At 66.5% G+C, this 21,478-nt stretch carries 22 protein-coding genes; 19 read left to right on the forward strand and 3 right to left on the reverse strand.

The features are described 5' to 3' along the window. The first annotated feature begins 118 nt into the window (after positions 1-118). The 15 genes from CMV14_RS23455 (at position 119) to CMV14_RS23525 (ending at position 13,072) form a co-directional block, all read left to right on the forward strand. Positions 119-691: a NifU family protein gene (locus CMV14_RS23455; protein ID WP_066968741.1), complete on the forward strand. Its 573-nt coding sequence runs from the start codon at positions 119-121 to the stop codon at positions 689-691. Positions 692-732: 41 nt separating this feature from the next. Then, entirely contained in the window at positions 733-1,335 is a 603-nt protein-coding gene (locus CMV14_RS23460; protein WP_066968668.1) for a malonic semialdehyde reductase, read from the forward strand. A gap of 9 nt (positions 1,336-1,344) precedes the next feature. After that, the gene (gene tsaB / locus CMV14_RS23465) at positions 1,345-1,962 is read left to right on the forward strand and encodes a tRNA (adenosine(37)-N6)-threonylcarbamoyltransferase complex dimerization subunit type 1 TsaB (RefSeq protein WP_066968666.1); all 618 of its coding nucleotides are present in this window, start codon (positions 1,345-1,347) and stop codon (positions 1,960-1,962) included. Continuing rightward, positions 1,959-2,429, forward strand: a complete 471-nt coding sequence (locus CMV14_RS23470; RefSeq protein ID WP_066968664.1) for a GNAT family N-acetyltransferase — start codon at positions 1,959-1,961, stop codon at positions 2,427-2,429. The genes tsaB and CMV14_RS23470 overlap by 4 nt, the downstream gene beginning before the upstream one ends. A gap of 128 nt (positions 2,430-2,557) precedes the next feature. Further along, positions 2,558-2,971, forward strand: coding sequence for a Ros/MucR family transcriptional regulator (locus tag CMV14_RS23475; protein WP_066968739.1), 414 nt, complete (start codon positions 2,558-2,560; stop codon positions 2,969-2,971). A gap of 99 nt (positions 2,972-3,070) precedes the next feature. Then, entirely contained in the window at positions 3,071-3,493 is a 423-nt protein-coding gene (locus CMV14_RS23480) for a Fur family transcriptional regulator (protein ID WP_066968662.1), read from the forward strand. 6 nt (positions 3,494-3,499) lie between these two features. Further along, on the forward strand, positions 3,500-4,216 hold the full coding sequence (locus CMV14_RS23485; protein ID WP_066968660.1) for a lysophospholipid acyltransferase family protein: 717 nt from the start codon (positions 3,500-3,502) through the stop codon (positions 4,214-4,216). 83 nt (positions 4,217-4,299) lie between these two features. Then, on the forward strand, positions 4,300-5,280 hold the full coding sequence (locus tag CMV14_RS23490; RefSeq protein ID WP_066970399.1) for an IS481 family transposase: 981 nt from the start codon (positions 4,300-4,302) through the stop codon (positions 5,278-5,280). A gap of 58 nt (positions 5,281-5,338) precedes the next feature. Further along, on the forward strand, positions 5,339-6,688 hold the full coding sequence (miaB, locus tag CMV14_RS23495; protein ID WP_066968210.1) for a tRNA (N6-isopentenyl adenosine(37)-C2)-methylthiotransferase MiaB: 1,350 nt from the start codon (positions 5,339-5,341) through the stop codon (positions 6,686-6,688). A 186-nt stretch (positions 6,689-6,874) separates the two neighbouring features. Beyond that, the gene (locus CMV14_RS23500) at positions 6,875-7,873 is read left to right on the forward strand and encodes a PhoH family protein (protein ID WP_066968213.1); all 999 of its coding nucleotides are present in this window, start codon (positions 6,875-6,877) and stop codon (positions 7,871-7,873) included. Positions 7,874-7,964: 91 nt separating this feature from the next. Continuing rightward, entirely contained in the window at positions 7,965-8,474 is a 510-nt protein-coding gene (gene ybeY, locus CMV14_RS23505; RefSeq protein WP_066968216.1) for an rRNA maturation RNase YbeY, read from the forward strand. 2 nt (positions 8,475-8,476) lie between these two features. Further along, the gene (locus tag CMV14_RS23510; protein ID WP_066968219.1) at positions 8,477-9,043 is read left to right on the forward strand and encodes a hypothetical protein; all 567 of its coding nucleotides are present in this window, start codon (positions 8,477-8,479) and stop codon (positions 9,041-9,043) included. Between the two features lie 85 nt (positions 9,044-9,128). Continuing rightward, on the forward strand, positions 9,129-10,646 hold the full coding sequence (locus tag CMV14_RS23515) for a PQQ-dependent sugar dehydrogenase (RefSeq protein ID WP_202820878.1): 1,518 nt from the start codon (positions 9,129-9,131) through the stop codon (positions 10,644-10,646). Between the two features lie 76 nt (positions 10,647-10,722). After that, the gene (locus tag CMV14_RS23520; protein ID WP_066968222.1) at positions 10,723-11,619 is read left to right on the forward strand and encodes a hemolysin family protein; all 897 of its coding nucleotides are present in this window, start codon (positions 10,723-10,725) and stop codon (positions 11,617-11,619) included. A 106-nt stretch (positions 11,620-11,725) separates the two neighbouring features. After that, the gene (locus tag CMV14_RS23525) at positions 11,726-13,072 is read left to right on the forward strand and encodes a PQQ-dependent sugar dehydrogenase (protein WP_066968225.1); all 1,347 of its coding nucleotides are present in this window, start codon (positions 11,726-11,728) and stop codon (positions 13,070-13,072) included. Between the two features lie 43 nt (positions 13,073-13,115). Here CMV14_RS23525 and CMV14_RS23530 read toward each other — a convergent pair whose 3' ends face one another. After that, the gene (locus tag CMV14_RS23530) at positions 13,116-13,919 is read right to left on the reverse strand and encodes an arginyltransferase (protein ID WP_066968229.1); all 804 of its coding nucleotides are present in this window, start codon (positions 13,917-13,919) and stop codon (positions 13,116-13,118) included. A gap of 131 nt (positions 13,920-14,050) precedes the next feature. Continuing rightward, positions 14,051-15,298 carry a threonine ammonia-lyase gene (locus CMV14_RS23535; protein WP_066968232.1) on the reverse strand — a complete coding sequence of 416 codons (1,248 nt, stop codon included), beginning with the start codon at positions 15,296-15,298 and terminating at the stop codon, positions 14,051-14,053. A 73-nt stretch (positions 15,299-15,371) separates the two neighbouring features. Here CMV14_RS23535 and CMV14_RS23540 point away from each other — a divergent pair, with 73 nt between their 5' ends. The 4 genes from CMV14_RS23540 to CMV14_RS23555 all read left to right on the forward strand — a co-directional run bounded on the left by CMV14_RS23540 (position 15,372) and on the right by CMV14_RS23555 (position 20,364). Then, entirely contained in the window at positions 15,372-16,241 is an 870-nt protein-coding gene (locus CMV14_RS23540; RefSeq protein ID WP_066968235.1) for an NAD(P)-dependent oxidoreductase, read from the forward strand. 83 nt (positions 16,242-16,324) lie between these two features. After that, entirely contained in the window at positions 16,325-18,013 is a 1,689-nt protein-coding gene (locus CMV14_RS23545) for an amidohydrolase (protein ID WP_066968239.1), read from the forward strand. Positions 18,014-18,051: 38 nt separating this feature from the next. Further along, positions 18,052-19,698 (forward strand): alkaline phosphatase family protein, encoded by a 1,647-nt coding sequence (locus CMV14_RS23550; RefSeq protein ID WP_238147135.1) that lies wholly within the window; start codon positions 18,052-18,054, stop codon positions 19,696-19,698. Positions 19,699-19,887: 189 nt separating this feature from the next. Continuing rightward, a complete protein-coding gene (locus CMV14_RS23555; protein ID WP_066968244.1) occupies positions 19,888-20,364 on the forward strand; it encodes a hypothetical protein in 477 nt (158 codons plus the stop codon). Positions 20,365-20,398: 34 nt separating this feature from the next. On the opposite strand, the gene CMV14_RS23560 is transcribed toward CMV14_RS23555, so the two are convergent. Next, positions 20,399-21,400, reverse strand: coding sequence for a right-handed parallel beta-helix repeat-containing protein (locus tag CMV14_RS23560; protein WP_066968247.1), 1,002 nt, complete (start codon positions 21,398-21,400; stop codon positions 20,399-20,401). Positions 21,401-21,478: the final 78 nt, after the last annotated feature.

Consider the following 21,478-nt stretch of genomic DNA (forward strand, 5'->3'; position numbering starts at 1 on the left):
CCCCCCAGTCCGCCAACGACGTTCGCCAGCCAGCGCGGCTCCCCTAATCAAGCCAGAGGCGTCCAAGGTAAAGAAGGAATGGCTTGATCCGCTGCCGATCTGTCCCCAAATGGCGCTCATGCTGATCGAGACCGAACCGACGCCCAATCCGGCGACCCTGAAATTTCTGCCGGGACGGACGGTGATGAGCGCGGGCACCCGCGACTTCATCGACCCGGAGGAGGCCGATGCCTCGCCGCTCGCGGCCGCGCTTTTCTCGCTCGGCGACGTCACCGGCGTGTTCTTCGGCCAGAATTTCGTCTCCGTCACGGCCGCGCAGGGCGCCGAGTGGCGCGACCTTAAGCCGCAGGTGCTCGGCGTGCTGCTCGATCATTTCGCGTCCGAGGCACCGCTGTTCAACCCCGGCTCCGCGGCAGGGATCGCGATCGACGACAGCTCCGACTTCGAGGAGGATCCCGCCGATGCCGACATCGTCGCGCAGATCAAGGACCTGATCGACACCCGCGTCCGCCCCGCCGTCGCCAAGGACGGCGGCGACATCGTCTATCGCGGCTTCCAGCGCGGCACCGTCTATCTGGCGATGCAGGGCGCCTGCTCGGGCTGCCCTTCCTCGGCGGCGACGCTCAAGCAGGGCATCGAGACGCTTCTGAAGCATTATGTGCCCGAGGTCACCGAAGTCAGGGCTGCCTGAGTTCCTGCTGAAACCATCGAATAATCAGGGAATTTCCATCCATGGCCGAACCTTTGTCCGATGCCGGGCTCGACACGCTGTTTCGCAAGGCGCGCAGCTATAATGGCTATCTCGACAAGCCGGTCAGCGAGGACCAGCTCCGCCAGATCTGGGAGCTGATGAAATACGGCCCGACCTCGGCCAATCTGTTCCCGGTCCGGGTCGTCTGGTGCGTCAGCCAGGACGCGAAGGAGCGGCTCGCCAAGCTCGTGTCGGGCAACAACCATGACAAGGTGCTCAAGGCCCCGGTCACCGCGATCATCGGTATGGACACGAAATTCTACGATCACGCGGCGCGGCTGTTTCCGGTGACCGACGCGCGCAGCTGGTTCGTCGATGCCGAGGGCAAGCCCGGTGCGCACGCGGCGCCGACCGCGTTCCGCAACAGCTCGTTGCAGGGCGCCTATTTCATCATGGCGGCCCGCGCGATCGGTCTCGACACCGGGCCGATGTCGGGCTTCGACAATGACGCGGTGGACCGCGAATTCTTCGCTGGCACCGATACCAAGTCCAATTTCCTCTCGACCCTCGGCTATGGCGATCCGGCGTCGATCTTCGATCGGCTGCCGCGTCCCTCGTTCGAGGAGTTCACCCAGATCGCCTGAAAACGGCCGATGCCGCGCACCCTGGTGATCGATACGGCGACCGCCGCCTGCTCGGTGGCGCTGATCGCGAACGGCGCGGTGATCGCCGAAATGCATGAGGAGGTGGGACGCGGCCACGCCGAACGGCTGATGCCGATGATCGCGGCGCTGCCCGATGGCGGCCGCGCCGATGCGATCCTGGTCGATTGTGGTCCCGGCAGTTTCACCGGCGTACGCGTCGGCCTGGCGGCCGCGCGTGCGCTGGGGCTAGGCTGGGGCGTGCCCGTCTCGGGCTACAGCTCGACGGCCGTCCTTGCCACCGCCGCGTCCGCTTCGGGCGATACGGTAGGCATCGCCCTGATCGGCGGCCATGGCGAGCTGTTCGTCCAGCGCTACGCCACCCGGCCGCTCGCCCCGCTGTCCGAACTCCGGTCACTGGTGCCGGCCGATGCCGCGCTCGCGCTCTCCGATACCGAGATAGTCGGATCGGGTGCGGCCCAGCTCATTGCCGCGCGCGGCAACGGCACCGCGCACCCGGCCCTTCCCCGCGCCGCCGATGCGCGCCTGCTGCCCTCCGCGCTGTCCGCGCTGCCGCCGAGCCCGATCTACGGCCGTGACGCCGACGCCAAGGCGGGGCCGGGCGGATGAGCGCGATCAGCATCACCGAGATCGGGATCGACGAGCTCGACCCGGTCATGGCGATCATGGCCGCGGCGTTCGACCCTGGCTATGGCGAGGCCTGGACCGAATCCCAGACGCTGTCGATGCTCGTCCTGCCCGGCGTGTGGCTGTCGCTCGCGCGGATCGACGGGCGGCCGGCCGGCTTCGCGCTGAACCGCCAGATCGCCGACGAGGCCGAACTGCTGCTGCTCGCCGTTGCGCCGGATTGCCGGCGGCAGGGCGTCGCCCTGGCCCTGATCGATCGGACCCTTGCCCTGTTACGAAACCGCAACGGACATCGGCTCCATCTCGAAGTACGGCATAATAACCCCGCGATCGAACTGTATAAAAGGGCCGGCTTTACGTTGATCGGCCGGCGGCCCGGCTATTACCACGGAATTGACGGGCAGATTCACGACGCGCTTACATTGTCTAGTGTTGTTCAACCGGCCTGATCAGTCGCCTTACTCCGAATCACGGTTGCATTCCTATTGGAATGGGCGCAGAGCGCGCCGATCGAATGCCGTTTGCTGTGGCTTTCCAAGACAAGATTTTACCTCTGTTGATGAATAAGGACTACACCATGTCGGACAATGAAGGGCTTGCCGAAACTCTGATTGCTTTGACCGCGGACATCGTTTCCGCGCATGTCAGCAACAACAGCGTCGCGGTTTCCGATCTGCCGCAGCTCATCCAGAATGTGCACAACGCGCTGTCCACCCTGGGTGACGAGCAGGCCGCGCCGGTCGTGAAGCAGGAGCCGGCGGTGTCCGTCCGCGCGTCGATCAAGCCCGACTACATCGTCTGCCTGGAGGACGGCAAGAAGCTGAAGATGCTGAAGCGGCACCTGATGACCCATTATCAGCTGACCCCGGAGCAGTATCGCGCCAAGTGGAACCTGCCGGCCGACTATCCGATGGTCGCCCCCAACTATGCCGAGCAGCGCCGCTCGCTGGCCAAGAAGATCGGCCTGGGCACCAAGCGCCGCACCAGCTGATCGCTGAATTTGCGCGGGGGGCGGCGAAATCCGTCCCCCGATGCACAAAGCTGACACGCGACCTTGTCTTCGCAACCGCAATACGGCTAACAAGGCGGCATGCCGGGCAAGATCGACATCGAACAACTCTGTGCCGACAAGGGCCTCCGTATCACCGAGCAGCGCAGGGTGATCGCGCGGGTCCTTTCCGATGCCGAGGACCATCCCGACGTGGAGCTTCTCCACCAGCGTGCCGCCGCCATCGATCCGGGCATCTCGATCGCCACGGTCTACCGCACCGTTCGCCTGTTCGAGGATGCCGGCATCCTGGAGCGCCACGATTTCGGCGACGGCCGCGCCCGCTATGAGGCTGCGCCCGAAACCCATCACGATCATCTGATCAACGTCGAAACCGGCGAAGTGATCGAATTCGTTGACCGCGACCTTGAGGAATTGCAGCGCCGCATCGCCGAGAAGCTGGGCTTCCGCCTGGTCGACCATCGGCTCGAACTCTACGGCGTCTCGGCCCAGCGCCCCAAATAACACGGCGTGGAGCGGTTGAGGACGATCGCTCGCACGGCCCTGGCGCTGTTCGTGCTCGGCTTCTGCCTCGCCGGCTATGCGCTGAGCAGGCCGTTCGGCAAGCGGTTTGGCTGGCCGCGCTTCTTCCTGCAGTGGTTTGGCGAGGCGATGGGCCTCGATGTCCATGTCGAGGGCCGACCGCTCGGCCGCGACGTGCTCTACGTCGCCAACCATGTCAGCTGGCTCGACATATTGGCGCTGGGCGGAGCGACCCCGACCTATTTCGTCTCGAAGGATGATGTGAGCGGCTGGCCGCTGGTCGGCATGCTCGCGCGGATCGGCGGCACCATCTTCATCGACCGCGAAAGCCGCCGCGCCGCGCGCGGCCAGGTCGACCAGCTGGGCGCCGCGCTGCTCGGCCATCACCCCGTCACCCTGTTCCCCGAGGGGACGACCGGGGATGGCCGCAGCCTCTTCCCATTCCGCCCCGCCCTCTTCGCCTCGGTGGCGCCTCCGCCGCCCGGCATCGCGGTCCAGCCGGTGGCGATCGACTATGACGCGGCGGCGGCCGAGATCGCCTGGACCGGCGACGAGGATCTCGGCCCCAATGCGAAGAAAGTGCTGGCACGGCCCGGTCCCCTGCGCTGCACCCTGCGCTTTCTCGATCCGCTTCCCCCGTGCGACGACCGCAAGGCGCTTGCCGCGCGGGCCCAGGCCGCGATCACCGCAGCGCTGGCGCTCTAGGTGTGAGCTTTCAGGAGGTTGTTCATCCGGCGTGACCGGATCAGACTGATGTTGCGACACGTCAGGTCTGGAGGAACGACCGGATGAACATCCACAAGAATGCCCGAACCACGCCCTTCAGTCGAGCCGAGATCGTCCGGCGCGTGATGGTTCTGCGCGAGACGCCCAGGGCGGTCGCGACCGCCCTGGGCGTCTCGGAGCGAACCGTAGCCAAGTGGCTGGCACGTTATCGGATCGAAGGCGAAGCCGGTCTCGTCGACCGCAGCTCGCGCCCACACGCCATGCCCCGCGCCACGCCCGCCGACCGCATCGAGCAGGTCATCGCCCTGCGCCGTCAGCGCCTCTGCGGCAAGCAGATCGCCGCCACGCTGAAGCTCTCGCCAGCCACTGTCAGCCGGATACTGCGCAACGCACGCTTGAGCCGAATGCGCGATCTCGATCCTCCCGAGCCCATCCGTCGCTATGAGCGCGCGCACCCCGGCGAGCTGATCCACATCGACATCAAGAAGCTCGGCCGCTTCGAACGCGTCGGCCATCGCATCACCGGCAATCGGACAAAGCAGAGCAGCACTCGCGGCAGCCGTGCTGGCGAGCGCTACGGCGCGGGCTGGGAGTTCGTCCACGTCTGCATCGACGATGCCTCGCGCATCGCCTTCAGCCAGATCCTCCCCGACGAAAAGAAGGAAAGCGCAACCGCCTTCCTCTTCGCCGCCATCGCCTATTATCAAAGCCTCGGCATCACTGTCTCGCGCGTCATGACCGACAACGGCGCCTGCTACAAAAGCTTCGCCTTCCGCGACGCCTGCAAAGCACTCGGCCTCAAGCACATCCGCACCAAACCCTACACGCCCAAGACTAACGGCAAGGCCGAACGCTTCATCCAGACCAGCTTACGCGAATGGGCATATGCTCGCGCCTATCCAACCTCCGAGCACCGCAAACGCGCCCTCAGTCCATGGCTCCATAATTATAACTGGCACCGCCCCCACGGCAGCTTACAATCACAACCGCCCATCAGCCGACTACGTCAGCCAATGAATAACCTGTTGAGGCTCCACATCTAGGCGCTCCTCCCCTATAGGCGCGCGCCTGCGGCGCTTTTTATTTGTCGCCGCTTCGCCTATAGGCGCGGCGATGTCGCGCCCCGCCCCCAAGAGCTTCCACGTCAAGTCGTTCGGCTGCCAGATGAACGTCTATGACGGCGCGCGCATGGCCGAGCTGCTCGAAGGCCAGGGGATGAGCGCGGCCGAAAGCGCCGACGAAGCCGATCTGATCGTCCTCAACACCTGCCACATCCGCGAGAAGGCGGCCGAGAAGGTCTATTCGGACATAGGCCGAATCGTAAAGAAGGCCGAGGGCGACAAGCCTATGATCGCGGTGGCCGGTTGCGTCGCGCAGGCCGAGGGTGCCGAGATCCCGCGCCGCGCGCCCGCGGTCGACATCGTCGTCGGGCCGCAGGCCTATCACAACCTGCCCCGGCTCGTCGCCGAGGCGGCCGAGGGCAAGCGCGCGCTCGACACCGACATGCCGGCCGCCTCCAAATTCGATGCGCTGCCGAAGCGCCGCCGCCAGGGCCCGACCGCCTTTCTGACCGTGCAGGAAGGCTGCGACAAATTCTGCACCTATTGCGTCGTGCCCTATACGCGCGGGGCCGAGATTTCGCGTCCTTGGGCCGCGATCGTCGACGAGGCGAAGGCGCTGGTCGATGCCGGAGCGCGTGAGATCACCCTGCTCGGCCAGAACGTCAATGCCTGGGCTGGCGAGGACGGCGCGGGGCGGCCGCAAGGCCTGGACGGCCTGATCCGCGCGCTGGACGCGCTGCCCGGCCTTGCCCGCCTCCGCTACACCACCAGCCACCCCAATGACATGAGCGATGGCCTGATCGCCGCGCATGGCGAGGTGGCGAAGCTGATGCCCTTCCTCCACCTGCCGGTGCAGGCGGGATCGGACCGCATCCTGAAGGCGATGAACCGCAGCCATGACGCGGCCAGCTATCTGGAGCTGATCGATCGGGTCCGCGCCGTCCGCCCCGACATCGCCATCTCGGGCGACTTCATCGTCGGCTTCCCCGGCGAGACCGAGGCCGAGTTCGAGGAAACCCTCACCATCATCCGCGCGGTGAACCACGCCCAGGCCTTCAGCTTCAAGTATAGCCCGCGCCCCGGCACCCCCGCCGCGACGATGGACGGCCAGATCGCCGCCGCCGTGATGGACGAACGGCTGCAGCGGCTCCAGGCGCTGCTCAACGAACAGCAGCATGGCTTCAACCTCGCCACCGTCGGCCGCCGCTGCGACGTGCTGATCGAGCGCGACGGCAAGAAGCCCGGCCAGCGCATCGGCAAGTCGCCCTGGCTGCAATCGGTGATCGTCGAGAACGGCCCCGCGATCGGCGAGCTGGTGACGGTGGACATCGTCGCAGCGGGGCCGAACAGCCTGAACGGGGTTGTGGTGGCGGAGCAGAAGGCGGCGTGACCTGAAGATCCTCCCCATGCTCCGCATAGGGAGGATCTTTTATCGTCACCCGATTGCCACATCGGCGGTGGATAAGTTCGGGGGCCTACCGCTTTCCCCCTTCGCATGGGTCCAATTGCGCGTAGGATCGTTGTCGTCGGATGATCCACATCCGGTACCAGAACGGAAAGGAAGCGCCCGCACCCTATGTCGCGCAAGCCAGTCCCCGCGCAGGCCGGAGATCGCGCCCGGCTCGAGATCCTCTTCGACAAACCCCAGTTGCTCGGCCGATTGTTCGGCGAATTCGATCAGAATCTGGTGGCGATCGAGAACCGGCTGGGGGTGTATATAGCGGCGAGGGGCAACAAGCTTCAGATCGAGGGCGAGGCGGAGGCCGCTGGACGCGCCCGCGAGGTGCTGACCGGGCTCTATAACCGGATCGTGCAGGGCCAGGATATCGACAGCGGCGCGGTCGAGGCGGTGATCGCCATGTCGGCTGAGCCCACCCTGGACGGTATCATCCGCAGCGACGTCGCCGATCCGCCCAAGGTGATGATCCGCACGCGCAAGAAGACGATCGTCCCGCGCTCCTCGACCCAGATCCGCTATATGGAGGCGCTCAACCGTTCCGACGTGATTTTCGCGCTCGGCCCGGCGGGCACCGGCAAGACCTATCTGGCGGTCGCGCAGGCTGTGCAGCAGCTGATCCAGGGCACTGTCGACCGGCTGATCCTGTCGCGCCCTGCGGTCGAGGCGGGCGAGCGGCTGGGCTTCCTGCCCGGCGACATGAAGGAGAAGGTCGATCCCTATCTCCGCCCCCTCTACGACGCGCTCTATGACATGCTGCCGACCGAGCAGGTCGAGCGGCGCATCGCCTCGGGCGAGATCGAGATCGCGCCGATCGCCTTCATGCGCGGCCGCACGCTCAGCGACGCCTTCGTCATCCTGGACGAGGCACAGAATACCACGCCCGCGCAGATGAAGATGTTCCTCACCCGCTTCGGCCAGAACAGCCGGATGGTGATCTGCGGCGATCCGCGCCAGATCGACCTGCCCGATATCGGCAAGTCGGGCCTCGCCGACGCGGTCGGCCGGCTGGAGGGTATCCAGGGCATCGCCACGGTGCGCTTCGGCGCGGCCGACGTGGTCCGCCATCCGATCGTCGGCCGCATCGTCGAAGCCTATGAAGGGCCCGACGACGCCTGAGGTTGATCGGATTTGAATTTCGGCGACCTTGAATAAGAAGCGGTATCGCGGACCAAGTCCGGGATGACGGCTGTGTCATGTAAGGAATGCGATGATCGAAGTCGCCGTTCAGGCCGAGCCCGACTGGGACGACGGCACCGACTGGGAAGCCCTGGCGATCGAGGCGGCCACCGCCGCGCTGCACGCCACCCCCTATGCCGCGATCCTGACCGCCAGCTACATGGCCGAGATATCGGTGCGGATGACCGACGACGACGAGGTCCACGCGCTCAACCGCCAATATCGCCAGAAGGACAAGCCCACCAATGTGCTGAGCTTCCCGATGGTGCAGGACGACCTGCTCGAACTCCTCGACAATAGCGACGACGGCGAGGTGCTGCTCGGCGACATCATCCTGGCGCGCGGCGTCTGCGAGCGCGAGGCGGCCGAGAAGGGCGTGACCACGAAGGAGCATGCCACCCACCTGATCGTCCACGGCACGCTACATCTCGTCGGCTATGATCATATCGAGAATGACGAGGCCGAGGCGATGGAGGATATTGAGCGCGCGGCGCTGGCCAAACTCGGCGTCGCCGATCCCTATGTGATCGACGGAGATTGAGCATGGCGCCGCACCGGACATTGGCTTTTCTGGTTGCCGCCACCCTCCATGCCGGCCCGCTTCCCCTCCAGGCGGCCGAGCCATCGGTGATGATGGGCATGCCGGTCGGGACGACGGTGGTCGTCAGGATGCGCGAGGACGGCCTGCCTGGCTTCATCGTCGATTCGATGACGGCGATATCGGCAACGCCGGAGACCGGTTTCGAGCGCCGGGCCGCCGACGTGTCGCACGCACAGGGAGCGACCGACAAGACGTTCCCGATCGATGGAGGCCCCGACGGTCCCCTGCCCAAGCCCACCAAGAATGTCATCCGCTTCTCCTTGAAGCAAATGGAAGGCCGCCCCGGCACGCTGCTGTTTATCGAGAATGGCTATGAACAGGGCATCTTCTTCAAGGCCGAGATTACCAACGACGCCACTCCGCTGGCCAAGGGACGGCCGACCAGCATCTGTCCAGTGATGGCATCCTTCCGGAGCGTCGAGCATTGGCCCTATGCCTTTCGCTACCTGAAGATTTCGGAGCTGGCCTTCGAAGACATCAAGCCCGGCGAACCACTGGCCTGTCGCTGATACCCCGAACAGCCGCGCAGGCTTCGCCGGGAACGAGTTTGCCGCAATCTCGTTGCAGGAGCGCTCCCCAGGAAGGAAGAGCCCCATGTCAGCCCGCACCGCACCGACCCTGGCGATCCTCCTCATGCTCGCCGCCTGTGGGGGTGGCGGTTCCTCGGGCGGCGGCGGCAGCGCCAACCGGGCGCCCAGCTTCACATCGGGGACGACAGCGAGCGTCGCGGAGAACAGCAGCGGCACCGTCTATACCGCCGCCGCGACCGATCCGGACGGCAACAGCCTGACCTATTCGCTCGTCGGTGGGCCCGATCGCAACGCCTTCCAGATCAGCGCAAGCGGAGCGCTCAGTTTCGTCAGCAGCCCCGATTTCGAGGCCCCGGCCGATGCCAATGGCGACAATGTCTATCAGGTCGACATCCAGGCGAGCGACGGTAGCCTGACCGCGACACTCTCGCTCAGCATCACCGTCACCAACGGCGGCAACGATGCGTTCCGCGTGCGCCGGGCCGGCACCGGCTTCGTCCAGCCGGTCTTCGTCGCCCCGGTGCCCGACAATTCCGGCCGCGTCTTCGTGGTCCAGCGCGGCGGTCTGGTCCGCATCCTCAATCCCGCCACCGGCGCCGTTGCCGCGCAACCCTTCCTCGATGTTTCGGGCATCATCGCCAGCGATGGCGAGCGCGGCCTGCTGGGTTTCGCCACTGCCCCGGATTTCGCGAACAGCGGCGCCTTCTTCATCTACATGACCAACAGCGCGGGCACCAACGAGGTGCGGCGCTACACCGCCAGCGCCGGAAATCGCGACGTGGCCGATCCGGCCTCCGGCGACATCATCCTCTCGATGCCACACCCCGGCTTCTCCAACCATAATGGCGGCTGGATCGGCTTCGGTCCCGACAATCTCCTCTATGTCGCGACCGGCGATGGCGGCGGCGCCGGCGATCCCAACGGCAATGCGCAGAACCGCAATTCGCTGTTGGGCAAGATACTGCGCATCGACGTGCGCAGCGACGGCTTCTCCAGCGATCCCGCGCGCGATTATGCGATTCCCCCGGGCAACCCCTTCGCCTCGTCGGGCGGCGCGCCGGAGCTGTGGGCGCTCGGCCTGCGCAATCCGTTCCGCAACAGCTTCGATCCCGTCAGCGGCTTCCTGCTGATCGGCGATGTCGGCCAGGGCGCGGTCGAGGAGATCGATCTGATGCGGCCAACCGATGGCGGCGCCAATTTCGGCTGGAACCTGCGGGAGGGAAGCCAGGCCTATAATGGCGGCGCCAACAGCAGCGCCTTCACCCCGCCAGTCGCCGAATATGGCCATGGCAGCGGGCCGACCCAGGGCAACACCGTGACCGGCGGCCATGTCTATCGCGGCCCGGTCGAAGGTCTGCGCGGTCATTATGTGTTCGGCGATTTCATCAGCGGCAATATCTGGTCGATCCCGCTGTCGCGCTTCGTCCTGGGCCAGACGGTACCGGCAAGCCAGTTCACCATCCGCAATCCAGCCCCCAATGCCGGCACAATCGGCATGCCGGTGAGCTTCGGCGTCGACCAGTCGGGCAACCTCTACATCGTCGATTTCGATGGCGAGATTTTCGTGATCGAACCGGCCTGATCCGAGAAGATGATTGCTCCCGCCCCCAAAAATCGTTTAGCGAATCGCGCGAACAGGGAACGGCACCAGAAAGACGATGCCCGACGACAGTAGTAGCAGCGCCGCGGACAGCGGCGGACGATGGTGGCGCGGGCTGCGCGCTTTGTTTGCGCCCGAGCAGGAACCCAGCCTGCGCGACCAGATCGAGGAAGCGATCGAGGAGCATGACGCCGAGGGCGGCGAGGATGACGACCTCTCCACCGCCGAGCGCGAGATGCTGCGCAACATCCTTCATTTCGACGAACGCAATGTCGGTGACATCGGCGTCCCGCGCGGTGACATCATCGCGGTCCCGGAGACGATCGGCTTCGACGATCTGGTGGCCCGCTTCGCCGAGGCCGAGCATAGCCGCCTGCCGGTCTATGGCGAGGATCTCGACCATGTCGTCGGCATGGTCCATGTAAAGGATGTGTTCCGGATCATCGCCACGGGCGCGCCGAAGCCGGAAACGATCGCCGGTCTGATACGCCAGCCGCGCTATGTCCCCTCCTCGATGCGGATCATCGACCTTCTGGCCGAGATGCGCGAGACGCGCACCCACCTCGCCATCGTCCTCAACGAATATAGCGGCACCGACGGCCTGGTCACGATCGAGGACCTGGTCGAGGAGATCGTCGGCGACATCGAGGACGAGCATGACGAGGAGGAGGAGGACCTGCTCATCCCGCTCGGCGACGCGATCTGGTCCGCCGACGCCCGCGCCGAGCTGGAGGACGTGGCCCGTCTGATCGACCCGCGCCTGGCCGACATCGAGGATGATGTAGAGACGCTGGGCGGTCTAGCCTCGGCCCTGGCCGGGCAGGTGCCGCAGACGGGCCAGATATTGGCGCATCCCAGCGGCTGGCGGCTCGAGATCGCCGATGCCGACGAGCGCCGGGTGAAGAAACTGCTGCTTCATCCGCCGGCCGTGGCGGATGAGGCGGAGGGCGAATAATCTTCGCATGCCGGTGATCTTCCCACACCGGCATATCGGACCTCTCCGGAATGACGAATCCGGTTATCATGCGCTATAGGCGCAGCACGAAGTACGGAGAGTACCGGTGACGACCAAGACCAAGCTGCTGATCGCGCTGCCTGTCCTTCTCGTTCTGGCAGCGCTGGCAGGTATCTACGCGCTGGCGACGAACGAGCGGGCCCAGCTACCCTTCGCGAAGACGGTGGGTGTCCGGCCCCAGCTGAGTGAGCCGAATGAAACGCTGATCCCGACGGTCGCCGTCGCCAAGGCCGTCGGCTGGAAGGCGGGCGAGAAGCCGGCCGCCGCCGCCGGGCTGTCGGTCGCGGCGTTCGCCGAGGGGCTGACCCATCCGCGCTGGATCTATGTGCTGCCCAATGGCGACGTGCTGGTCAGCGAGAGCAACTCGCCGCCCCGCACCAAGGACAATGGCGGCGGCGGCATCACCGGCTTCGTCATGAAGAGGATGATGGCGCGGGCCGGTGCCGGCGTGCCGTCGCCGAACCGCATCATCCTGCTGCGCGACGCCGATGGCGACGGGAAGGCCGAGCTGAAGACCGTGCTGATCGGCGGTCTCAACTCGCCGAGCGGCATGGCCTGGGCGGATGGCCAGCTCTATATCGCCAACACCGACGCGGTCGTCCGTGTCCCCTTCACCCCCGGCCAGACGAAGATCGACGCCAAGCCGGCCGTGGTGGCGAAGCTGCCCGGCGGCTACAACCATTGGGCGCGCAACCTGCTGCTCTCGGCCGACGGCAAGTCGCTCTTCGTCGCGGTCGGCTCCGCGTCGAACATCGGCGAGCGCGGCCTGGACAAGGAGGAGAAGCGCGCCGCGATCCTCCAGATCTCGCTGCCCTCCGGCCAGGACCGCGTCTTCGCCTATGGGCTGCGCAATCCCAACGGCATGGCGTTCGAGCCGACCACCGGCGATCTGTGGACGGTCGTCAACGAGCGCGACATGATCGGATCGGACATGGTGCCCGATTATCTGACCGAGGTGCAGCTGGGCGGATTCTACGGCTGGCCCTGGTATTATTGGGGCGGCGTGATCGACAAGCGGGTACCCGAGCCCGAGGACGATCTGCAATCCTATGTGATCCGCCCCGATTATTCGCTCGGGCCGCATGTCGCGGCATTGGGCCTGACCTTCGCCGAGGGGGCGATCCTCGGCCCCGACTATGCGGACGGCGCCTTCATCGCCGAGCATGGCTCGTGGAACCGCCGCCCCCGCTCGGGCTACAAGGTCGTGTTCGTGCCCTTCGCGCAGGGCAAGCCGATGGGCCAGCCGCGCGATGTGCTGACGGGCTTCCTGTCCCCCGATGAGGAGGCGCGTGGCCGTCCGGTCGCGGTCGCGATCGGCAAGCGCGGGGGACTGTTCGTGACCGACGATGTCGGCGGCAAGGTCTGGCGGGTCACCGCGGCCGCGCCGCGGTAGTTTTCGATTAGAGTGAAACCAAGGCCGGGGCCTGAGGGCTAAATCAGATCAGCTGGCTCAGCTTGGATGGCGCGGGGAAGCTGCTCGCCGCACCGCTTTCGGGGGGAAGCGGCGGCGCTTCGAAGCGATGCCAGCCGCCGGCCGACAGCCGCTCGAGCGGCTGGAAGCGGGTCTTGTACTGCATCCGGGCCGAGCCCTCGACCCAATAGCCGAGATAGACATAGGGCAAACCGCTCTCGGCCGCGCGGCGGATATGCTCGAGGATGATGTAGGTGCCCAGGCCAGGGCGGCTGTCGTCCTCGGTCTCGAAGAAGCTGTAGACCATCGACAGCCCGTCGGACTGGCTGTCGGTCAGGCAGGCCCCGATCAGCTTGCCCGGCCGGCCCCCGACCGAAGGCTCGCGATATTCGACGATGTGGGTCTTGACCGGGGTCTGCTCCACCATGTCGGCGAAATCGAGTTCGTCCATCTGCGCCATGCCGCCGCCCGGATGCCGGGCCTTCAGGTACCGGCGCAGCAGGGCGAACTGCTCCTCGGTGGTCCAGGGCTTGCAGACGCTGACGTCCAGATCGGCGTGGCGGCGCATCAGCTTGCGCTGGCTGGCATTGGGCTTGAACTCGTCCGCGACGACGCGGACCGAGACACAGGCCTGGCAATCGACGCAGGTCGGGCGATAGGCGACGCCCTGGCTGCGGCGAAAACCGATCCGGCCGAGCGCGTCGTTGAGCTCGGCCGCATTGGGGCCCGACAATTCGGTGAACACCTTACGCTCGGTCCGCCCGGCGAGATATGGGCACGGGCCGGGGGTCGTCACGAAGAAGCGCGGAAAGCGGAACTGCGCCGTCATTCGAAGCCCTGCCCCATTACAAATTGAACGCTCACTGGTCTGGCCTGACTATGCCTACGCATGAACGTCATGAAAAGAGCATTAACCTTGAATCTTTTTGGGGCGTTTCGACTAAAGTCGAAGCCCTCAAACTACGCAGCCTCGACGGTCTCCACTTCATAACCCTCCCGCTGGAGGGCATCGAGCAGGCGGCCGAGATGCGCCGCGTCGCGGGTCTCGCATTCGATCTCGGCGATCAGGCCCTTGGCCGGCAGGGTGGTGAACACCCGCTGGTGATAGACCTCCACGATGTTGACCTGCTGTTCGTCGAACACGCGGGCAACGTGGAACAGCGCGCCGGGGCGATCCTGCAGGCGGATGCTGAGGCGGGCGAGCCGGCCCGAACGGGCAAGGTCGCGCAGCAGCACATTGGCCAGCAGCCGGGTATCGATGTTGCCCCCGGTCAGGATCACGCCGACATTACGGCCCCGGAACAGCTTGCCATGGCTGAGCAGCGCGGCGAGTCCGACGGCGCCGGCCCCCTCGACCACGGTCTTCTCGATCTGGAGCAGCATCGACAGCGCGGTCTCGGTATCGCGCTCGGCGACCAGCACGATCTCGTCGACCAGCGCGCGGACGATGCCGCTGGTGACGGCGCCCGGCTGCTTGACGGCGATACCCTCGGCCAGCGTGTCGCCGTCGCAGGGCAGGATCAGCCCCTTCATCTTGGCGTACATCGACGGATAGAGCTCGGCCTGGACGCCGATCACCCTGGGCGGCCGCGCCGCCCCGCGCGCGACCACCGCCGCACCCGAGATCAGGCCGCCGCCGCCGATCGGCACGACCAGCGTGTCGATCTCGGGCACATCCTCCAGCATCTCCAGCGTGACGGTGCCCTGGCCCGCGATCACGTCGGGATCGTCGAACGGATGGACGAAGGTCAGGCCCTCGCGCTCGACCATCGCCAGCGCGGCTTCGTTCGCATCGTCGAACCGCTCGCCGGTCAGGATCACGCGTGCGCCATGGCCCTCGGTCTGCTGGACCTTCACCGTGGGGGTGGGCTTGGGCATCACGATCGTCACCGGAATGCCGAGCCGGGCGCCGTGATAGGCGAGGCCCTGGGCATGGTTGCCCGCCGACGCCGCGATTACGCCGCGCGCCTTCTGCTCGTCGGACAGCAGCAGCAGCTTGTTGAGCGCCCCGCGCTCCTTATAGGCGGCGGTGAACTGCAGATTCTCGAACTTCAGCCAGACATTGGCGCCGGTGATCTTGCTGAGCGTACGGCTCTTCATGATCGGCGTGCGAACGATCGAAGGCGCGATCCGCGCGTGCGCCGCGCGGACATCGTCGATGGTCACCGGGACGCCCTCGGCGTCGTTCTGCTTGTGCACGCTAGCCATAGTCGCCGGGCCATAGCGGATAACGCACCGGAGTCCTAGCATCGCTCGAAAATCCATCTTATGCGGGGAGCCTATGGCAAAACTGACCTTCCTGGGGCTGGGCGCGATGGGCGCCCCGATCGCGCGACATCTGGCCGGAGCCGGCCACGACGTCACCGTCTACAACCGCACCCGCGCCAAGGCCGAGGCCTGGGTGGATGCGCATGGCGGACGGCTGGCGCCGACCCCCGCAGCCGCCGCCGAGGATGCCGATGCAGTGTTCTCCTGCGTTGGCGCCGATGGCGACCTGGAAGCGGTTACCCTGCGCAAGGACGGCTGCTTCGCCGCGATGAAGAAGGGCGCACTGTTCGTCGACCACACCACCGCCTCCGCCAAGATCGCCCGCCAGCTGGCGGTCGAGGGCAAGGATCGCGGGCTGCTGGTGGTCGACGCGCCGGTCTCGGGCGGCCAGTCGGGCGCCGAGGCGGGGACGCTCTCGATCATGTGCGGCGGCTCCGACAAGGCGATGGCCGCCGCGACTCCGCTGATGCAGGCCTATTCGTCGCGGATCGTCCATATCGGCGGGCCGGGCGCGGGGCAGACCACCAAGATGGTCAACCAGATCTGCATCGCCGGCGCGATGCAGAGCGCCGCCGAGGCGCTGCGCTTCGCCCAGAATGCCGATCTCGATCTCGACAAGGTGTTCGAGGCCGTCTCGGGCGGCGCGGCGGCCAGCTGGTACATGCTCAACCGCTGGAAGACGATGAGCGAGGACAGCTTCGACTTCGGCTTCGCGGTCGACTGGATGCGCAAGGACCTTAGCATCGCGATCGAGGAGGCGCGCTCGAACGGCGCCGCGCTTCCCTTCGCCGCGCTGGCCGATCAATTCTATGGCGAGGCGCAGGCGCTGGGCTGCGGCCGGCTCGATATCTCCTCGGTGGTGAAGCGGCTGCCGAAGACGTGATTTTTTGCCCTCTCCCTTCAGGGGATAGGGAGGGGCCCGCCGCATAGCGGTGGGAGGGTGAGGGCAAGCTCAGGATTGAAGACATGGCTTTTCTCTCGCTACGACGTGCCCTCACCCTCCCTCTCCCTAAGTGGGAGAGGGGTTTATGGGCCCTCGCCCTCCTCGCCTCCCCCGCGCTGGCCGACGGGCTGATCGACAACGCCAACGGCTACAGCTTCGACGGCAAGGGCCAGCTCGTCCGCTTCAACGGCCTGCTGATCGACGATCAGGGCAAGGTGGCGAAGCTGCTCGACCGCAACGACAAGCGGCCCGAGAAGCTCGATTACCGGCTCGATGCGAAGGGCCGCACCGTCATTCCCGGGCTGATCGACGCGCATGGCCATGTCATGGCGCTCGGCGCCGCCGCGCTGTCGCTCGACCTGTCGGCCACCAACAGCCTTGCCGAGATGCAGGACGCGCTGCGCCGCTATGCCGCCGACCGGCCGACGCCGCTGTGGATCGGCGGCGGCGGCTGGAACCAGGAGCGCTGGGGCCTCGGCCGCTTCCCCACCGCCGCCGATATCGATGCGATCACCCCCGGCCGGCCGGTGGTGCTCAACCGGGTCGATGGCCACGCGCTGCTCGCCAATTCGGCGGCGATGGCCGCAGCCGGGATCAGCGCCGCGACCAAGGACCCGCCCGGCGGCCGTATCGAGCGCGATGCGAAGGGCAAGCCGACCGGCGTGTTCATCGATGCCGCGCAGCATCTGATCCGCGACTCGGTGCCGCCGATGCTGCCGCGCGACCGCGACGCCGCGCTCGCCAGGGCACAGGATATCCTGCTCTCCTACGGCATCACCGCCACCGCCGACATGGGCACCAGCACCGACGACTGGGCGGTGATGCGCCGGGCCGGCGACGCCGGGCGGCTCAAGCTGCGGATCATCGCCTATGCCGGTGGCATTCCGGCGCTGCTCTCGATCGCCGGCACCGGGCCGACGCCCTGGCTCTATGACGGGCGGCTGCGGATGATCGGGGTCAAGCTCTACGACGACGGCGCGCTCGGCTCGCGCGGGGCCTGGCTCAAGGCGCCCTATGCCGATGCGCCGGGCCAGAAGGGCCTCCAGTTCCTCGACGACGCCAAATTGCGCAACCTGATGAGCCGCGCCGCGATGGATGGCTTCCAGACCGCCGTCCACGCGATCGGCGACGCCGCCAACGCGCAGCTGCTGGACGCCATCGACGAGCTGGCCGCAACCTACAAGGGCGACCGGCGCTGGCGCATCGAACATGCCCAGATCGTCGATCCCGCCGATCTGTCCCGCTTCGGGCGCAACGGCATCGTCGCCTCGATGCAGCCGGTCCACCAGACGTCGGATCGCCTGATGGCGGAGGCGCGGCTCGGGCCGAACCGGCTGGGGGGCGCCTATGCCTGGAAGGCGATGCTCGACAACAAGGCGCCGCTGGCCTTCGGATCGGACTATCCGGTCGAAAGTCCCAATCCCTTCCCGGCCCTCGCCACGGCGATCAGCCGGCAGGACGAGCGCGGCCAGCCGGCCGGCGGCTGGCAGCCGCAGCAGGCGATCACCCTGCCCCAGGCATTTCGCGCCTTCACCGAGACCGCGGCCTTCGCCGGCTTCGCCGAGGACCGGATCGGCACGCTGATGCCGGGCCGCATGGCCGATTTCCTGATCCTCGACCGCGATATCTTCACCGCCACCGCGCCCGATATCCGCGCGGCGAAGCCGGTCGAGACCTGGATCGGCGGCAAACGCATATGGGTCGCGAAATAATTCATCATCCTGACATGCCCGGCATGCAACGGAGCCCTATGAAGAAGCTCATCCTCGCCGCCATGCTCGCCGCCCTCCCGGCCGCCGCCCAGGCCGGCCCGCCGCCGGCCAGGCCGAAGCTGATCGTCGCCATCTCCGTCGACCAGTTCTCTGCCGAGCTGTTCGCCCGCTACCGGCCGACCTATCGCAAGGGCCTGCGCACCCTGTGGCGCGGCATCGCCTATCCGGTCGGCTATCAGAGCCATGGCGGCACCGAAACCTGCCCCGGCCACTCGGTGATCCTGACCGGGCGTTATCCCGCCGGCACCGGCATCGTCGCCAATGCCTGGTATGACGCCGCCGGCAACGACACCTATTGCGTCAGCGTGCCCGGCCAATCCGATCCGAAGGCGCGCGGCCCGCAGAATATGCGGGTCACCACCCTGGGCGACTGGATAAAGACGGCCGAACCGGGCGCCCGTACCTTCGCCGTCTCGGCCAAGGACCGGGCCGCCATCACCATGGCCGGCAAGCATGCCGACGGCGTCTACTGGTGGGAGGATGGCACCGGCTTCACCACCTCGCCCTCCGCAGGCCCCGCCACCCCGGCGGTGACCGGCCCCGCCGGCGCGTTCAACGCCGCCTTGTTCGCGCAGTGGCGCGCCGCACCGCCGACGCTCTGGCCCCGGCCTTCGAAGCGCTGCGCCGCGCTGCAGAAGCCCTATGTCTTCGGGGAGATGCCGATCACCGGCCGGGTCCCGCCCGAAATGGCGGCGGGCGCGACCGATGGCGCCGATTTCCTCCAGAGCAGGCATTTCCAGGACATCGTCAGGGTCTCCCCGACGATGGACGGCCTCACCGCCGATTTCGCGATCGACCTGATCCGGCGCGAACGGCTGGGCCATGGCCCGGCGACCGACGTGCTGGCGGTCAGCTTCTCGGGCACCGACTATGTCGGCCACCGGCTCGGCAATGGCGGCGCGGAGATGTGCGTCCAGCAGGAAGCGGTCGACAGGGCGATCGGCCGGCTGCTGAAGGCGGTCCGGGCCCAGCGCGTGCCGGTGATGGTGATGCTCACCGCCGACCATGGCGGCACCGACGCCGCCGAGCGCCAGCATGATCATGACGGGCAGGCGGCCCGGGTCGACCGCACCGCCTTCGCGAAGCGGCTCGACGCCGACCTGCGGCAGCAGCTGGGCATCGATTTCGACCCCTTCCTGGGCAATGATCCCGAACAGCTCTACATCGACCCGCGCGCCGACAAGGCGCTGGAGGCGCGAATCCGCGCGGCGGCGATCGCCTGGCTCCGCCAGCAGCCTGAGGTCCGCGAAGTCCACGACAGCGGCGAGATCGCGGCGACGGTCATTGCGCCGGGCACGCCGCCCGACCGGCTGACCAACCTCCAGCGTCTCAAGCTCAGCTATGACAGCGAGCGCTCGCCGGACATCGTCGCGGTGTTCGCGGAACGATCGAGCTTCGGCATCCCGCGCAAGACCGGCGACTATGTCGCGGGCCATGGCAGCGTCTGGAACCATGACCGGCAGGTGCCGATCCTGTTCTGGTGGCCCGGCGTGAAGCGCCAGGATCGCGCCGCGCCGGCCCAGGTTGTGGATATAGCGCCGACGCTGGCCGCGATCGCCGGCATCGCCCCGCCGGTCCCCGTCGACGGCCAGTGCCTCGATCTGGGCGGCAACTGCCCGAAATAGGAATTTCGGTCAGACCGGCCGCGCCCAGCTGGGCTGGGCTTCCTACAGTTTCGACGTGGTCGTGGGTCAGGACCGCGTAGCCACCATCGGATTGATAGGCGGCATATCTATTCGTGCACGGCTTCAAGCGATATATCGGGAAGGCATCGATCACGATATCCAGACGGCACCTTCGGGGAGAAGTTCGACATGAGCCGCTTTACCAGCGCTTTGGCCGGCTTCATGTTCACATCCTTCGCACTCACTGCCGCTCAGGCCGCGAAACCCGAAAGGGGGGTTGAACCGGGCATTTATGGCAACGTGCGCTATTACGAAGAATCCGGCGATGTCAGTGGCATGGAAATCGCCGTCCATGCCGGTGAGGCTCGGCTCGTGGAAACCACAATCTGCGACGGCGCGGGCTGTGACCCCATCATATGGTCCCGCTATGAGCAACGCGGCGGCTGGGTCGAATATGAGTATCGGGAATCCCCCGATACTATCATAATCTATCGCATCAAGCAGGACGGACGGAACGTGCGCGTCGAGGAGATTCGCGAAGGCTTTGTCACTCGCAGAAAACTCACGCGGCTTAAACAACGGATGGGATTATCCATCGCCGACGATAACAAAGCGAAGCGGCTTGAGACGGAAGGCCTGGCTTCGATCAAATCCGAGCGCCGGTAGCTGTTCACCGCACGGCACATGATCACGCCATCGTTCAGAGGTATTTCTCGCGAAAGCGCATGACGTAATAGCGTAGCCGCGCCTCGACCTTGTCGACAAAATCGGGATTTTCCGGCTTCACCGCCAGGTGTGGCTCGATCCGGGCGCCGATCCGGTTGCGCAGGATCGCCTTGGTGCTGCCGCTCCAGTCGGCAAGCAGGGCGGTCGGCCAGCCGGCGGATGGCACCTGACGCGCATCATTGTCGACGATCGCCAGCCCCTTCGAGCTGTTGCGCAGCCCTTCGGCGGCGACCGCGATGAAGGCGGCGTGGTTCTCCTTGTTCGCCCCCTGGACGAAGATGTTGCGGGCGATGCGCCCGGTCGCGCCCTCGGGCAGGTCGATCATATAGTTGGTGGTGCGCCCCTGGCTGTCGTCGAAGCTGCAGTCGCTCACTTCGATCCGTGCGGCGCGGCTCTTCACATAATGGCCGCCCGTGCCCTTCTCGAACCGGCTGCGCCGTACCGTTACCGAACGATAGCCGCTCAGATAGATCGAATGGGCGCAGGCCAGGCCGCGATCGCACCGGCCCAGCCCGCTGAAGGTCGAGCGGTCGATGACGATGTCCGATTTCGAATCGTCGCCCCCGCCCAATATGCCCTGTTCCGAATTGCGGAAGAGGCTGTTCGATACGGTGAGCGGCCCCTGCTCGATGCGGATGCCCGCGCCATTGCCGTCGGCGACGCGGAAATCCTCGAAGACCAACCCGTCGACTACCGCGCCCTGCCCCCGCAGCACCAGCGCGGCCTTGCCCTCGCAGATGCCGCCGGCGAAGATCGCGGTCAGCGGCCGTTCGGCGCGATAGGTGATCCGCCCCCGCTCCTGCACGGCGCAGTCGGTATAGCGGCCGGGCGCGATCCGGATCGTCCCTGCACCGTCCCCGATCGCCACCACCGCATCGACCAGCCTGCCATAGGACTGACCGGTCTCCTCCACGATGAAGGGCGCCGCAGAGAGCGGACTCGAGACAACCGCCAGCAGGGAGAGGAAGCGCCACATAGCCACACCGTTTCCCCGGCCAGGGCCGGGTCCATGTCTGTCATACCCCACGACACCGCATGCGGTGAACGACATGGA

The organism is Rhizorhabdus dicambivorans (assembly GCF_002355275.1).
Classification (GTDB): Bacteria; Pseudomonadota; Alphaproteobacteria; order Sphingomonadales; family Sphingomonadaceae; genus Rhizorhabdus; species Rhizorhabdus dicambivorans.

Bases quoted from the DNA above. Each gene is read 5' to 3' on its own strand.
- CMV14_RS23510 (WP_066968219.1), top strand. From the start codon at position 8,477: ATGGCGCCGCACCGGACATTGGCTTTTCTGGTTGCCGCCACCCTCCAT.
- CMV14_RS23540 (WP_066968235.1), top strand. From the start codon at position 15,372: ATGGCAAAACTGACCTTCCTGGGGCTGGGCGCGATGGGCGCCCCGATC.
- CMV14_RS23500 (WP_066968213.1), top strand. From the start codon at position 6,875: ATGTCGCGCAAGCCAGTCCCCGCGCAGGCCGGAGATCGCGCCCGGCTC.
- CMV14_RS23455 (WP_066968741.1), top strand. From the start codon at position 119: ATGCTGATCGAGACCGAACCGACGCCCAATCCGGCGACCCTGAAATTT.
- tsaB (WP_066968666.1), top strand. From the start codon at position 1,345: ATGCCGCGCACCCTGGTGATCGATACGGCGACCGCCGCCTGCTCGGTG.
- CMV14_RS23545 (WP_066968239.1), top strand. From the start codon at position 16,325: ATGGCTTTTCTCTCGCTACGACGTGCCCTCACCCTCCCTCTCCCTAAG.
- CMV14_RS23555 (WP_066968244.1), top strand. From the start codon at position 19,888: ATGAGCCGCTTTACCAGCGCTTTGGCCGGCTTCATGTTCACATCCTTC.
- CMV14_RS23530 (WP_066968229.1), bottom strand. From the start codon at position 13,919: ATGACGGCGCAGTTCCGCTTTCCGCGCTTCTTCGTGACGACCCCCGGC.
- CMV14_RS23480 (WP_066968662.1), top strand. From the start codon at position 3,071: ATGCCGGGCAAGATCGACATCGAACAACTCTGTGCCGACAAGGGCCTC.
- CMV14_RS23535 (WP_066968232.1), bottom strand. From the start codon at position 15,298: ATGGCTAGCGTGCACAAGCAGAACGACGCCGAGGGCGTCCCGGTGACC.
- CMV14_RS23490 (WP_066970399.1), top strand. From the start codon at position 4,300: ATGAACATCCACAAGAATGCCCGAACCACGCCCTTCAGTCGAGCCGAG.
- CMV14_RS23550 (WP_238147135.1), top strand. From the start codon at position 18,052: ATGAAGAAGCTCATCCTCGCCGCCATGCTCGCCGCCCTCCCGGCCGCC.
- CMV14_RS23515 (WP_202820878.1), top strand. From the start codon at position 9,129: ATGTCAGCCCGCACCGCACCGACCCTGGCGATCCTCCTCATGCTCGCC.
- ybeY (WP_066968216.1), top strand. From the start codon at position 7,965: ATGATCGAAGTCGCCGTTCAGGCCGAGCCCGACTGGGACGACGGCACC.
- CMV14_RS23560 (WP_066968247.1), bottom strand. From the start codon at position 21,400: ATGTGGCGCTTCCTCTCCCTGCTGGCGGTTGTCTCGAGTCCGCTCTCT.
- CMV14_RS23470 (WP_066968664.1), top strand. From the start codon at position 1,959: ATGAGCGCGATCAGCATCACCGAGATCGGGATCGACGAGCTCGACCCG.
- CMV14_RS23460 (WP_066968668.1), top strand. From the start codon at position 733: ATGGCCGAACCTTTGTCCGATGCCGGGCTCGACACGCTGTTTCGCAAG.
- CMV14_RS23520 (WP_066968222.1), top strand. From the start codon at position 10,723: ATGCCCGACGACAGTAGTAGCAGCGCCGCGGACAGCGGCGGACGATGG.
- CMV14_RS23475 (WP_066968739.1), top strand. From the start codon at position 2,558: ATGTCGGACAATGAAGGGCTTGCCGAAACTCTGATTGCTTTGACCGCG.